The 13,713-nt window shown below is 64.5% G+C and carries 11 protein-coding genes; 10 read left to right on the forward strand and 1 reads right to left on the reverse strand.

Going from position 1 to position 13,713, the window contains the following annotated elements; all coding sequences use genetic code 11:
- The first annotated feature begins 17 nt into the window (after window positions 1–17).
- From treZ to BB029_RS28095, 10 genes are all read left to right on the forward strand, one after another.
- Entirely contained in the window at window positions 18–1,763 is a 1,746-nt protein-coding gene (gene treZ, locus BB029_RS28050) for a malto-oligosyltrehalose trehalohydrolase (protein ID WP_065941692.1), read from the forward strand.
- Entirely contained in the window at window positions 1,760–3,844 is a 2,085-nt protein-coding gene (gene malQ / locus BB029_RS28055; protein ID WP_065941693.1) for a 4-alpha-glucanotransferase, read from the forward strand. Before treZ ends, malQ begins: the two co-directional genes overlap by 4 nt.
- Window positions 3,841–6,591: a malto-oligosyltrehalose synthase gene (locus BB029_RS28060; RefSeq protein WP_065941694.1), complete on the forward strand. Its 2,751-nt coding sequence runs from the start codon at window positions 3,841–3,843 to the stop codon at window positions 6,589–6,591. Before malQ ends, BB029_RS28060 begins: the two co-directional genes overlap by 4 nt.
- Window positions 6,592–6,615: 24 nt before the next feature.
- On the forward strand, window positions 6,616–6,885 hold the full coding sequence (locus BB029_RS28065; protein ID WP_065941695.1) for a DUF2934 domain-containing protein: 270 nt from the start codon (window positions 6,616–6,618) through the stop codon (window positions 6,883–6,885).
- A 130-nt stretch (window positions 6,886–7,015) separates the two neighbouring features.
- Window positions 7,016–9,175, forward strand: a complete 2,160-nt coding sequence (gene glgX / locus BB029_RS28070; RefSeq protein ID WP_065941696.1) for a glycogen debranching protein GlgX — start codon at window positions 7,016–7,018, stop codon at window positions 9,173–9,175.
- A gap of 1 nt (window position 9,176) precedes the next feature.
- The gene (locus BB029_RS28075; RefSeq protein ID WP_065941697.1) at window positions 9,177–10,175 is read left to right on the forward strand and encodes an acyl-CoA dehydrogenase family protein; all 999 of its coding nucleotides are present in this window, start codon (window positions 9,177–9,179) and stop codon (window positions 10,173–10,175) included.
- Window positions 10,172–10,930, forward strand: a complete 759-nt coding sequence (locus BB029_RS28080) for a PIG-L deacetylase family protein (protein ID WP_065941698.1) — start codon at window positions 10,172–10,174, stop codon at window positions 10,928–10,930. Before BB029_RS28075 ends, BB029_RS28080 begins: the two co-directional genes overlap by 4 nt.
- Window positions 10,927–11,526, forward strand: a complete 600-nt coding sequence (locus BB029_RS28085) for an SAM-dependent methyltransferase (protein ID WP_065941699.1) — start codon at window positions 10,927–10,929, stop codon at window positions 11,524–11,526. The genes BB029_RS28080 and BB029_RS28085 overlap by 4 nt, the downstream gene beginning before the upstream one ends.
- Entirely contained in the window at window positions 11,523–12,182 is a 660-nt protein-coding gene (locus BB029_RS28090) for a glycosyltransferase family 2 protein (RefSeq protein ID WP_065941700.1), read from the forward strand. The genes BB029_RS28085 and BB029_RS28090 overlap by 4 nt, the downstream gene beginning before the upstream one ends.
- 177 nt (window positions 12,183–12,359) lie before the next feature.
- Complete coding sequence (locus tag BB029_RS28095) at window positions 12,360–13,121, forward strand: PIG-L deacetylase family protein (RefSeq protein ID WP_065941701.1); 762 nt, start codon at window positions 12,360–12,362, stop codon at window positions 13,119–13,121.
- Between the two features lie 46 nt (window positions 13,122–13,167).
- Here BB029_RS28095 and BB029_RS28100 read toward each other — a convergent pair whose 3' ends face one another.
- Window positions 13,168–13,422 carry a hypothetical protein gene (locus BB029_RS28100; RefSeq protein WP_065941702.1) on the reverse strand — a complete coding sequence of 85 codons (255 nt, stop codon included), beginning with the start codon at window positions 13,420–13,422 and terminating at the stop codon, window positions 13,168–13,170.
- Window positions 13,423–13,713 lie beyond the last annotated feature (291 nt).

The following is a 13,713-nucleotide window of genomic DNA, read 5'->3' on the forward strand; positions in this document are numbered from 1 at the left end:
AAGGGAGGTCTTCATAGATGCCGTTACGGACTTTGGAAACCTGGCCCCACGGCGCAATCATGCTGGACGCGCAACACACGCGTTTTGCCTTGTGGGCGCCAGACGCGTTTTATGTCAGCGTTGAATTGGAAAACGGTAAATCCATCGCCATGCTGCCCCAGGCAGATGGCTGGTTCGAGACTGAAGTGAAATGCCCGGCGGGCACGCGCTACCGCTACAACATTGATGGGGAAATGGATGTTCCCGACCCCGCGTCCCGGGCCCAGGCCTCGGACGTGCATGGCTGGAGCCTGGTGGTCGACCCGCTCGCCTACACCTGGCGTCACGCCAACTGGCAAGGCCGCCCCTGGCACGAAGCCGTGATCTACGAAGTGCACGTCGGCGCGATGGGGGGCTACGCCGAAGTCGAAAAGCACCTGCCACGCCTGGCCGAGCTGGGCGTCACCGCGATTGAATTGATGCCACTGGCGCAATTTCCCGGTGAGCGCAATTGGGGGTATGACGGTGTGCTGCCCTACGCACCACAGTCCTCCTACGGCTCGCCCGAGCAACTCAAGCACCTGGTCGACAGCGCCCACGCACACGGGCTCGCTGTGATCCTCGACGTGGTCTACAACCACTTCGGCCCCGACGGCAATTACCTCGGCCAATACGCCAAAGGCTTCTTCCAGGAAGATGTGCATACGCCGTGGGGCGCCGGGATCGACTTCGAGCGCCGCGAAGTGCGGAATTTCTTCCTCGATAACGCGCTGATGTGGCTGCTGGAGTACCGCTTCGACGGCCTGCGCCTGGACGCGGTGCACGCCATCGACAACCCCGGTTTCCTCCAGGAACTCGCGCATCGGGTACGCCAGCAGGTGGATACCGGTCGGCATGTATGGCTGATGCTGGAAAACGAGCTGAACCAGGCCAGCCTGCTCAAGCAGGATTTCGACGCGCAATGGAATGATGACTTCCATAACGTATTGCACGTGTTGCTGACCGGCGAAACCGATGCCTATTACAGCGACTTTGCCCAGGACCCCACGGCCAAGCTTGCCCGGTGCCTGGGCGAAGGGTTCATCTACCAGGGCCAAACCACCCGCCATGGCCACGAGCGCGGCGAACCGAGCGCTGAACTACCGCCCACGGCCTTCGTCGCATTCCTGCAGAACCACGACCAGATCGGCAACCGCGCCCTGGGCGAGCGCCTGCACCAGCTCTGCTCGCCCCAGGCGCTCAAGGCTGCAACCGCCCTGCTGCTGTTGTCGCCGATGATTCCGCTGATGTTCATGGGGGATGAGGCGAACGCGAGCGAGCCGTTCCTGTTTTTTACCGACCACCACGGTGAACTGGCTGAAGCGGTACGCGAAGGCCGACGCAATGAATTTGCCGACTTCGCCGCGTTCCATGACCCCGAGCGCCGTGAACGCATCCCGGATCCCAACGCACTGTCGACATTCGCGCAATCGGCCCCGGTGATCGCCGACACCCCACACGCCGAGCTCTACCGCCACCTGCTGGGCCTGCGCCATCGCCATATCGTGCCGCACCTGCCTGGCGCCGTGGCATTGGGCGCGCAGGTGCTGGCCTACGCCGCCGTCAGTGCGCGCTGGCGCCTGGGCAACGGCAGCCTGTTGCAGATCGACCTGAACCTGAGCGCCACGCCGCTGGATCACCCGGCCACCGCACCGGTCCTGTTTGAAACGCCGGCCCTGCAAGGTGCGCAACTGCCGCCCTTCAGCGCCCGCGTCACCTTATCCCCTGTTGGAGAGCACCCTTGAGCGAAGCGAACCTGGAAATCCTCGCCAGCCGCGCGGGCCTGGCCGTCGATTGGATCGACGCAAACGGCCGCCCGCAACGAGTGACACCCGACGCCCTGCGCGCGGTTCTCAAAGGCCTGGGCCACCCGGCCGACAGCGATGCCGACATCAACGCCAGCCTGCTTGAATTGGAGCGGGTGCAACAAGACAAGCACCTGCCGCCGCTGATGACCGTCGACAGCGGTGAAGGCCTCGACCTGGCGCGCTACTTCGAACCCGACACCCTGTGCCGGGTCAACCTCGAAGACGGCGAAAGCCTGGAACTGCGCCTCGACGGCGATGCCGTGCTGCCCGGGGTTATCGCCTTGGGCTACCACCAGGTGCAGATCGACAACCAGAGCTTTACCCTGGCGGTTGCGCCCACCCATTGCTACAGCGTGGCCGAAGCGGTGGACAACCAACCCGCCCGCGCCTGGGGCCTGAGCGCCCAGCTGTATTCACTGCGCCGTTTGGGCGATGGCGGTTTCGGCGACACCCTGGCCCTGGAACACCTGGTCCGTTCCGCCGCCGAACGCGGCGCCGATGCCCTGGCGATCAGCCCGATGCACGCGATGTTCAGCGCCGACACCGAGCGCTACAGCCCGTACTCGCCGTCCAGCCGCCTGTTCCTCAACAGCCTATACGCCTCGCCTGCCTGCATTCTCGGTGAACGTGAGGTGCGCAACGCGATTGAAGCCCTTGGCCTGGAAGAAGAGCTGCACGGGCTGGAACAGCACAGTCTTATCGACTGGCCGGCCGCTGCGCGGGCCAAACAACGCCTGTTGCGCGTTCTGTATGAAGACTTCCGTCACGGCCATCACCCGCAGCATGCCGACTTCCTGAGCTTTCGCCAGGCCGGTGGCGAGGCGCTGGAAAACCATTGTCGCTTCGAAGCCGTGCAGGCTGTGCGCGCCGCTGCAGGCGAGGACCTTGACTGGCGCCACTGGCCTGAAGAGTGGCGCTCGCCGCAAAGCCCGGCGCTGGTGGCGTTCGCCGAGGAGCACCACGCCGAGATCGGCTTCTACGCCTTTGGCCAATGGCTGATCGCCCGTTGCCTGGAGCGCGCCCAGCAAGCCGCCAAAGGCAGCGGCATGGGCGTCGGCTTGATCGCCGACCTGGCCGTCGGCGCCGACGGCGGTGGCAGCCAGGCCTGGAGCCGCCAGGATGAGTTGCTGGCCGACCTGACCGTGGGCGCGCCACCCGATATCCTGAACCGCGCCGGTCAGGGTTGGGGCATTTCCGCGTTTTCGCCCGAAGGTCTCAAGCGCAACGGTTTCCGCGCGTTTATCGAGATGCTGCGGGCCAACTTCGCCCATGCCGGCGGCTTGCGCATCGACCATGTAATGGGCCTGCAACGCCTGTGGGTGATCCCCATGGACGCCTCGCCGCGTGAGGGCGCTTACCTGTATTACCCGGTAGACGACCTGTTGCGCCTGCTGGCGCTGGAATCCCACCGCCACCAGGCGATCGTGCTCGGTGAAGACCTCGGCACGGTGCCCGATGGGCTGCGCGAAAAACTCAGCGGCCGCTCGATCCTCGGTATGCGCGTGCTGTTGTTCGAACAGGGCCACGATGGCCAGTTCAAGCCGATCCTCGACTGGCCGGACAACGCCCTGGCCACCACCAGCACCCACGATTTACCGACCCTCAACGGTTGGTGGCACAGCCGTGATATCGACTGGAACGTCCAGTTGGGCCTGATCGATGCGCCCACCGTGGAGCAATGGAGCGAACACCGCCTGCGTGAACGCCAGGCGCTGCGCCAGGCCTTGAGCCAGGACCCGCAGAACTTCGTCGATGAGATCCGCAATGAAACCGACCACATGATCGACGCCAGCGTGCGCTACCTCGGCCACACCCGAGCGCCGTTGGTGCTGTTGCCGCTGGAAGACGCCCTGGGCCTGGAAGAACAGGCCAACCTGCCCGGCACCACCGGCACCCACCCCAATTGGCGCCGCCGTCTGCCGGGCGAGGCCTCCAGCCTGCTCGACAACGCCGGTGCCGCGCGCCGCCTTGAACTGCTGGCCGTCGCGCGCAACCAAGCCTACGAGCGTGACCGATGAAAGCCCTGCCCCTGCGCGCTACCCAGCGCCTGCAATTCCACAAAGGTTTTACCCTGGACGATGCGGTGCCGCTGGTGCCGTACTTCGCCCAGCTCGGCATCAGCCATCTCTATGCCTCGCCCTTGCTGAGTGCGCGTGCCGGTTCCATGCACGGCTACGATGTGGTCGACCCCACCAGCGTCAACCCCGAGCTGGGTGGCGAAGCCGCCTTGCGCCGGTTGGTCGCGGCCCTGCGCGAGCACGATATGGGGCTGATCCTCGATATCGTCTCCAACCATATGGCCGTGGGCGGCGCCGACAACCCTTGGTGGCTGGACCTGTTGGAATGGGGCCGGCTGAGTCCCTACAGCGAGTTTTTCGATATCCAGTGGCACTCCCCCGATCCGCTGCTCAAGGGCCAATTGCTCATGCCCTTCCTCGGCAGCGACTACGGCGAAGCCTTGCAGAGCGGCACGCTGACGCTGCATTTCGATGCCGCCCACGGCGCGTTTCATGTTGAGCATTACGAACATCGCTTCCCGATCTGCCCACGGGATTACGCGGCGATCCTCGGCACCGACGAGCTGCTAAAACCCCTGGCCGACCGTTTCAGCGCCCTGGCCTATCAGGATGACGCCTACGCCGAAGCCGCCTGGCTCAAGCAGGCGTTGGCCGAGCGTGCCACCGAAGTCCTCGAGCTTATCGAACGCCGACTGACCGAGTTCGACGGACGCACGCCGGAGGGCTTCAACCGTCTGCACCACTTGCTCGAGCAACAGGCCTACCGCCTGGCCAGCTGGCGCACGGCGGCGGACGATATCAACTGGCGGCGCTTCTTCGACGTCAACGAACTGGGCGGGCTGCGCGTGGAGCGCACGGCGGTGTTCGAAGCCACCCACGGCAAGATCTTCGAACTGATCAGCCAAGGCCTGGTGGATGGCCTGCGCATCGACCACATCGACGGCCTGGCCGACCCGCGCGGTTACTGCCGCAAGCTGCGCCGTCGAGTGGATTCGCTGTCGCCCGAGCGGCACTTGCCGATCTTCGTCGAAAAAATCCTCGGCGAGGGGGAAACCCTTCGCGAAGACTGGCAAGTGGACGGCACCACCGGCTACGAATTCATGAACCAGTTGTCGTTGCTACAACACCATCCCGAGGGGTTTGCGCCGCTGGCCGAGTTGTGGACACGCCACAGCGAACGGCCCTCGGCGTTTATCGAAGAGGCGCGGCTGGCCCGCCAGCAAATCCTCAACGGCTCCCTGGGCGGCGACTTTGAAAGCGTGGCCCAGGCCCTGTTGCAAGTGGCCCGCGACGACGTGATGACCCGCGACCTGACCCTCGGCGCGATCCGTCGCGCATTGCAGGAACTGATCGTGCACTTCCCGGTGTACCGCACCTATATCAGTGCCCGTGGTCGCAGCGCAGATGACGACAAGGTGTTCCAGCAGGCCATGGACGGCGCCCGCACGACCCTTGGCGAGGGCGACTGGCCGGTGCTCGAGCATCTGGAAAATTGGCTCGGCGGCCAACCCTGGCGCAATCGCCCGGTGGGCCGCGAACGCAAGATGCTCAAGCATGCCTGTGTGCGCTTCCAGCAACTGACCTCGCCGGCAGCGGCCAAGGCCGTGGAAGACACCGCGTTCTACCGCTCGGCCGTGCTGCTGTCGCGCAACGATGTGGGCTTCAGTACCGAGCAGTTCAGCGCGCCGTTGGCCGAGTTTCATGCCATCAACCAACAGCGCTTGCAGGCCTTCCCCGACAACCTGCTGGCCACCGCCACCCATGACCATAAGCGCGGCGAAGATACCCGCGCGCGCCTGGCCGTGCTCAGCGAGTGTGCGCCGTGGTACGTCGAGCAGGTGGAGCATTGGCGTACCCTGGCGGCGCCGTTGCGCGACGACGCGACCACACCGTCGGCCGGCGATGAACTGATCCTGTACCAGGTGTTGCTGGGCAGCTGGCCGCTGGACCAGGCCGAGGACTTCGAGGGCTATCACCAGCGCCTGTGGCAGTGGCAACAAAAAGCTCTGCGCGAAGCCAAGTTGCAGAGCAGCTGGAGCGCGCCCAATGAGGCCTATGAACAGGGTGTCGAGGCTTTTCTTACCCGCCTGCTGCTCACGGAGGAAGGTCGGCCCCTGCGCAGTGCGATCAATAACGCCGCCCAGGCCATCGCCCCCGCCGGCGCACTGAATGGGCTGGCGCAAACCTTGCTTCGCCTTACCGTGCCGGGTGTGCCGGACCTGTACCAGGGCGATGAGTTCTGGGACTTCAGCCTGGTGGACCCGGACAACCGTCGCCCGGTGGATTTCACCGCGCGTCAACAGGCACTCAATACCCCGCCGGACATCGGCGAACTGTTGTTCAACTGGCGTGACGGGCGTATCAAGCAAACCTTGATTGCCCACGTATTGGCCTTGCGCAAGGCCCATCCGCAGGTGTTCCGCAGCGGACGCTATACAGCGCTGGAAGTGGTCGGCCAACACGCCGAGCGGGTGGTCGCATTCTGCCGCGAACACCAGGGCAAACGCGTGCTGGTGGTGGTGCCACGCTGGTCCCATGAGCTGCTTGAAAACGGTGTGCGTCCCCAGATCAATGCGCGGGTTTGGGGCGATACACGGGTGAAATTACCGTTCGCCGCACCAACGCAAAACTGGAAGGGACTTTTTCATACAGGCGCAGTCACACCAGACAAGGAGCTGTTGATCAGCACTGCCCTGGGGGATTTCCCGGTCAATGTCTTTATCAATCCTGATGATCAAGAAAGCTGAAAATTTTCTGTGAGGAGCATTGTGATGAGTACTGAAGACAAACGCATACGCGAACTGGCGCATCAGATCTGGGAGTCTGAAGGCAAACCCCACGGGGAAGACGCGCGCCACTGGGAGATGGCGCGCAAGCTGGCCGAAGCCGAAGCGCTGACGCCGAGCAAACCCAAGCCCGCCGCCAAGCCCAAGACCGCCCCCAAGCCTGCGGCGAAAGCCAAGCCAGCGGCGCCAGCCGCGAGCAAGCCGGCGCCGCCGGCGGCCAAGAAGCCACCCGCGCCGAAAAAGCCCAAGGCTTAACGCGCACGGCGCCATCGACCTTTTGCCGGCGCGGTCGGCAAAAGGTGATTTCACTCTTCTTATCATCCGCTGAAAACTCGTCAGCACGGCCGCGTTCGGCCCGAAAAAATAGCCTTGCAGGAGCAACTCAATGAGCAAACCCCATAAGACCCCTTCGACGCCGGGCAGCGAGCCGTCGCGGATTCGTGAAGGTTTGCCCTTCCCCCTCGGCGCGACCTGGGATGGCCTGGGTGTCAACTTTGCGCTGTTCTCGGCCAACGCCGAGAAAGTCGAACTGTGCCTGTTCGACGACACCGGCGAAGTGGAACTCGAGCGCATCGAATTGCCCGAATACACCGACGAAATTTTCCACGGCTACTTGCCCGACGCCCACCCTGGGCTGATCTACGGCTACCGTGTGTACGGGCCTTACGACCCGGCCAATGGTCATCGCTTCAACCACAACAAACTGCTGATCGACCCCTACGCCAAACAGTTGGTGGGCGAACTCAAATGGTCCGAAGCGCTGTTCGGCTACACCATCGGCCACCCGGATGACGACCTCAGTTTCGACGAGCGCGACAGCGCGCCCTTCGTGCCCAAGTGCAAGGTCATCGACCCGGCGCACACCTGGGGTAACGACCAGCCGGTGCGGGTGCCGTGGGACCGTACGATCATCTACGAAACCCACCTGCGCGGCATCAGCATGCGCCACCCTTCGGTGGGCGAAGACGTGCGCGGCACCTGTGCCGGGTTGATGGAAGATGATGTGCTCAAGCACATCCGCCAGTTGGGCATCTCGTCGGTGGAGTTGCTGCCGGTGCACGCCTTCGTCAACGACCAGCACCTGCTGGAAAAAGGCATGACCAACTACTGGGGCTACAACAGCATTGCCTTCTTCGCCCCCGACCCGCGCTACCTGGCCAGCGGCAAGATCGCCGAGTTCAAGGAGATGGTCGCGCACCTGCACGAGCAGAAGCTGGAAGTGATCCTCGACGTGGTCTACAACCACACCGCCGAAGGCAACGAGCGCGGCCCGACCCTGTCCATGCGCGGCATCGACAACGCCTCGTACTACCGGCTGATGCCCGATGACAAGCGCTTCTACATCAACGACTCCGGCACCGGCAACACCCTGGACCTGAGCCACCCGTGCGTGCTGCAGATGGTCACCGACTCCCTGCGTTACTGGGCCAACGAGATGCACGTCGACGGCTTCCGCTTCGACCTCGCGACCATCCTCGGCCGCTACCGCGATGGCTTCGATGAACGCCACAGCTTCCTCGTGGCCTGCCGCCAGGACCCGGTGCTGCGCCAGCTGAAACTGATTGCTGAGCCCTGGGACTGCGGCCCCGGTGGCTACCAGGTGGGCAACTTCCCGCCCGGCTGGGTTGAATGGAACGACCGGTTCCGCGACACCGTACGCGCGTTCTGGAAAGGCGATGACGGCCAACTGGCAGACTTCGCCGGGCGCATGACCGCCTCGGGCGAGATGTTCAACCACCGTGGCCGGCGCCCGTACAGTTCGGTGAACTTCATCACCGCCCATGACGGTTTCACCCTGCATGACCTGGTGTCGTACAACGACAAGCACAACGAAGCCAACGACGAAAACAACCAGGACGGCAGCAATAACAACCTGTCCTGGAACCACGGCGTCGAGGGCCCCACCGACGACCCGGAAATCAACGCACTGCGCCTGCGCCAGATGCGCAACTTCTTCGCCACGCTGCTGCTGGCCCAAGGCACGCCGATGATCGTCGCCGGTGATGAGTTCGCACGTACCCAGCACGGCAACAACAATGCCTACTGCCAGGACAGCGAGATCGGCTGGGTCAACTGGGACCTGGACGAGGACGGCAAGGCGTTGCTCAAGTTCGTCAAGCGCCTGATCAAGCTGCGCCTGGCCTACCCGATCCTGCGTCGTGGGCGCTTCCTCGTGGGCGACTACAACGAAGACATCGGCGTCAAGGACGTCACCTGGCTGTCGCCGGATGGCAACGAGATGACCACCGAGCAGTGGGAAGACAGCCACGGCCGTTGCCTGGGCATGCTGATGGATGGCCGCGCCCAGGAAACCGGGATTCGCCGCGCCGGTGCCGACGCCACCTTGTTGCTGGTGGTGAACGCCCACCACGACGTGGTCAATTTCCGCCTGCCGCCGGTGCCGGAGGGTGAGTTCTGGACCTGCATGCTCGACACCAACGAGCCGGCGGTACGTGGCCAGGAACGCTTCGAGTTCGACCACGAGTACGGCGTGACCGGCCGCTCGCTGCTGCTGTTCGAACTGCAGCGTGACGACGAGGTGTGACATGGCTCTGCATGGATTCCTTCAAGGCTTCCAGGACTATGCGGACACGCAGGACCTGGCCAAGGCCCTGAGGGCACTTCAGGAGGAAGGCCTCGATCAGTTGCCGCTGCCTGGCAGCGGCGACACCCTGGGGCGGTTCAGCCGCCTGGCGCAGGTGGCTGGCCATGACCTGCGCCTGTGCAAGCTGTTCGAAGGCCACACCGATGCGTTGGCGATCATTGCCGAGCTGCGTAGCCCGGCGCCGCCTTTGGGCAGCCTGTGGGGCATGTGGGCTGCAGAACCGCCGAATGCCAAGGTGCAGGTGCGCTGCGAGGGCCATCGCCTGCGTCTGGACGGGCGTAAAGCCTGGTGTTCCGGGGCGGCGGTGGTCAGCCATGGTTTGTTGACGGCATGGGATGAACAAGGCGGCCAGCAATTGGTGGCTGTGCAGATGGACCAACCGGGGATCACGGTCACCCACGACGGTTGGAATGCCGTGGGCATGGCCGCCACCGGCAGCGTCGAGGTCGTCTTTGACGGCGCCCATGGCCTTGCCGTGGGCGGCCCCGGCGACTACCTCGGGCGCCCTGGGTTCTGGCAAGGCGGCATCGGTATCGCCGCCTGCTGGTACGGTGCGGCACAACGCCTGGCCGAGGTGTTGCGCGATCACTGTGGCAAGCGCTCGGAGCCCCACGCCCTCGCCCACTTGGGGGCGGTCGACAGCGCCTTGAACAGCGCGGCCTGCGTGCTGCGGGCCAGCGCGGAGCAGATCGACCGCTACCCCAGGGCCGATGCCCGGCAACTGGCCCAGCAGGTGCGCGCGAGCATCGAGGACACCGTCGAGCAGGTCATGCGGCATGTGGGCAGAGCCGTGGGCGCGGGTCCGTACTGCAAGGATCCGCACTTCGCGCAGTTGATGGCGGACCTGCCGGTGTATGTCCGCCAGAGCCATGCCGAACGCGACCTGGCCGGCCTCGGCGAACTGGTCGCCGGGGAACCGACAGGGAGGTGGCAGTTATGAAACCCAACCCGATCGTCGGCCAGGGCACGCCCCTGCAACGCTGGCAGGACTCGCCGCTGATGGCCGAACTGCCGCAGATCAGCGTCGAACAATTGGTGCCCGAGGGCCACCGCGCGGTGATCATCGCCCCGCACCCGGATGACGAAGTGCTGGGCTGTGGCGGCCTGTTGCAAGGCTTGGCCGAACTGGGCAGGTCCATTCAATTGATTTCGGTCACCGATGGCAGCGCGAGTCACCCTGGTTCCACCCACTGGTCGGTGGAGCGCTTGAGCGTGGTGCGCCCCCAGGAATCGGCCCAGGCCCTGCATCGCCTGGGTGTGCCGTTGCACAGCCTGAAATGGTTGCGGGCCGGCTTCAGCGACAGCCAGGTGGCGGCGCGAGAGGAGCAGCTCAGCGCCTTTATCCAGCGCCACCTCAAATCCACGGATGTGGTGTTTACCACCTGGCGCGAAGACGGCCATTGCGACCATGAGGCCGTGGGCCGCGCGAGCGCCAGGGCGGCGCACGCGATGGGTGCGACCCTCTATGAGCTGCCGGTGTGGACCTGGCACTGGGCGTCCCCCGAGAACAGCCAAGTGCCCTGGCACCGTGCCCGCAAAATCCCCCTGAGCTGTGAAGCCGTCGCGCGCAAGCGCCACGCCATCCATGCGTTCGCCAGCCAGCTGGAGGGTGACCCGCAGATCGGCCTGCCGCCGGTGCTGGCGCCCTATGTGGTGGAGCGTCTGCTACAACCTTTTGAAGTGGTATTCGTATGAGTGTGGCGACGCCGTATTTCGATCAACTGTTTGCCGGTAACGACGACCCCTGGGCCTTTCGCCAACGCTGGTACGAGCGCCGCAAACGTGCGCTGACCCTGGCACTCTTGACCCGGCCGCGCTATGCCTCGGTGTTCGAGCCCGGTTGCGCCAATGGCGAATTGAGCTTCGAGCTGGCCCCGCGCTGTGATCACCTTTTGTGTTGCGACACCGCCTCGGCCGCCGTCGCCCTGGCACGCAGCCGCCTGCTGGGCTTTGCCCATGCCCGGGTGGAGCAGAGCCGCCTGCCCGCGCAATGGCCGCCCGGCGAATTCGATCTGATCGTCTTGAGCGAGCTGTGCTACTACCTCGACCGCGATGACCTGTGCCGCTTGATCGATCGCGCCCTCAACAGCCTCACCGCCAACGGCCAGGTGTTGGCCTGCCACTGGCGTCCGCCGATCGACGGGTGCCCACAGACCGCCGAACAGGTGCATGCCCTGCTCCATGAGCGGCTGGGGATGCCCCTGGTCGCCACCCACCACGAACCCGACTTTCTACTCGACCTGTGGAGCCGTGACGGCACGTCGGTTGCCACCCTTGAGGGCCTGCGATGATTGGCATTCTGATCCCGGTACATAACGAAGAGGCGCTGCTCGGCGAGTGTCTGGAGGCCGCATTGGTGGCTGCCCGTCATCCAGGCCTGCTGGGTGAAGCGGTGCAGATCCTGGTGCTGCTCGACAGTTGCAGCGATGCCAGTGCGGCGATTGCCGAGGGGTTCCCGGTGCAGCGCCTGGAGGTGCAGGCGCGCAATGTGGGCCATGTGCGCGGGGTGGGTGCACGACATCTGCTCAACCAGGGTGCGCGCTGGATCTCATGCACCGACGCCGACAGCCGCGTGGCCCCCGATTGGCTGGTGGCCCAGTTGGCGCTGGGCGCCGACGCGGTGTGCGGCACCGTAACCGTCGACGCCTGGAGCGAAGGGTTCGATCCGGCGGCGCAGATCCGTTACCAGGCGGCGTACCACGCCCGTGACGGCCACCGGCATATCCATGGCGCCAACCTGGGTATCAGTGCCGGGGCCTATGTGCGCGCCGGAGGGTTCGAACCGCTGGCCTGTCACGAAGATGTGCAATTGGTGCGCGACCTCGAACGCTGCGGGGCGTCCATCGCCTGGAGCCACGCCCCGCAGGTCATCACCAGCGCGCGCCTGGAGGCCCGTGCCCAGGGCGGGTTCGGCGATTATTTGAAGAGCCTGATGTGCGCGTCTTGAAAAAAACGACATTGCAAAATGTAAAAGCGACCAATCCTTGTCTATGCTGATGACGCCTTGCTGGTAATTCAGGGTTGGATTACCACGCGTGCACCACGGCGGAGTCTGTGGTGAATAAATAGAGTCGTCCCGTCAACGGGGCACGACCCAGCATCAACCGACAAGGACGTAACGCCCATGAAGCCTGCCTCCCTCAGTGAAGGCCGTCGCGGCCCCGCGCAAATCTGGAACAGCGCACCGCAGTTGGCGCAAATCCCGCCTATCTCTACCGCCTCCCTGGTGCCCGCTGGCGCGCGCGTGGTGATCATCGCGCCGCATCCCGGCGACGAGGTGGTGGCCTGCGGCGGTCTACTGCAATTGCTCAGCACCCTGGAACACCCCCTGCAAATGATCTCCATCACGGACGGCAGTGCCAGCCACCCGGGTTCCCACGTATGGCCGGCCAGCCGCCTGAGTGTGGTGCGGCCCCAGGAAAGCGCCGAGGCGCTGCGCCGCCTGGGTATGCCCTTGCACAGCCTGAAGTGGATTCGCGGCGGTTTCTGCGACAACGCCCTCGCCGCCCGCGAACCGCAACTGAGCCAATTCATCGCGCGCTACCTGCAACCGGGCGACGTGGTGTTTTCCACCTGGCGCAACGACGGCAATGACGACCATGAGGCCGTCGGCCGTGCCAGCGCCAACGCCTGCAGCCTGGTGGGCGCGCAACTCTATGAACTGCCGATCTGGGCCTGGCACTGCCCCGCCCGCGAGGGTGCGACGATCCCCTGGCAACGGGCGCGCAAGGTGCGCCTGGACACCTGGACCGTGGCGCGCAAGCTCCACGCCGTCCATGCGTATGCCAGCCAGTTGGCGGGCGATCCGCAGATCGGCCTGGCGCCCATATTGGCCCAAGTGCTGCTGGAGCGTATGCGCGAGCCTTACGAGATTGTGTTTGCGTAAGGCACGAAAGGGAGCGAGCAACCCGCCGCTCCCGTCAGCCGTACATTTACTCCTCGGACTCCCGGCACTTGATGAGGTATCGACTGGCATCCTGCCAGCGAGCGTCGTCACGCAATGTTGCTTGGGCTTCGTCGACGCTTTCGGCTTCGACTGATTCATCTGCCTGCTTGGCGTCGGCCCCTTGCCCGGCGTTGATCGTCGTGTCGTAGATCGCGCAGTCAAACAGCGCGGCCCAGCTCTGGCTGGGCAAAATCATCAATATCAGGGACGCGCACAATGCTTTTACTGTTTGGGTATTCACGATAGCACTCCTTGTAGATGTGGCGGCCTCACAGGCCATTCGCCAGGCACGTCGACTACAGGATCATCCGTTGGCTACGCCCTTGAGACCCGCAAGGCCCCTGCCCTCTATATTCATCCACTACCGTTTCGTTCCCGGTCCATCCAGCATAGCCAAGCCAATGCTGCGCCATAACTCGTCTACACCTGTTATTTCTGACAGTGGCGGCCCGCAGGATGGGTGGCTATGGTGCAAAAAGCGCTGCACAGCTTGAGGTGCAGTCGAGAAAGCCATGCCAACCCCTTGCATTGG

It is taken from the genome of Pseudomonas sp. S3E12, assembly GCF_001702295.1.
In the GTDB taxonomy this organism is placed as follows: domain Bacteria; phylum Pseudomonadota; class Gammaproteobacteria; order Pseudomonadales; family Pseudomonadaceae; genus Aquipseudomonas; species Aquipseudomonas marginalis.

Excerpts from the sequence above, each read along its gene's own strand:
- treZ (WP_065941692.1), top strand. The coding sequence starts at position 18 with ATGCCGTTACGGACTTTGGAAACCTGGCCCCACGGCGCAATCATGCTG.
- BB029_RS28060 (WP_065941694.1), top strand. The coding sequence starts at position 3,841 with ATGAAAGCCCTGCCCCTGCGCGCTACCCAGCGCCTGCAATTCCACAAA.
- BB029_RS28065 (WP_065941695.1), top strand. The coding sequence starts at position 6,616 with ATGAGTACTGAAGACAAACGCATACGCGAACTGGCGCATCAGATCTGG.
- glgX (WP_065941696.1), top strand. The coding sequence starts at position 7,016 with ATGAGCAAACCCCATAAGACCCCTTCGACGCCGGGCAGCGAGCCGTCG.
- BB029_RS28075 (WP_065941697.1), top strand. The coding sequence starts at position 9,177 with ATGGCTCTGCATGGATTCCTTCAAGGCTTCCAGGACTATGCGGACACG.
- BB029_RS28080 (WP_065941698.1), top strand. The coding sequence starts at position 10,172 with ATGAAACCCAACCCGATCGTCGGCCAGGGCACGCCCCTGCAACGCTGG.
- BB029_RS28085 (WP_065941699.1), top strand. The coding sequence starts at position 10,927 with ATGAGTGTGGCGACGCCGTATTTCGATCAACTGTTTGCCGGTAACGAC.
- BB029_RS28090 (WP_065941700.1), top strand. The coding sequence starts at position 11,523 with ATGATTGGCATTCTGATCCCGGTACATAACGAAGAGGCGCTGCTCGGC.
- BB029_RS28095 (WP_065941701.1), top strand. The coding sequence starts at position 12,360 with ATGAAGCCTGCCTCCCTCAGTGAAGGCCGTCGCGGCCCCGCGCAAATC.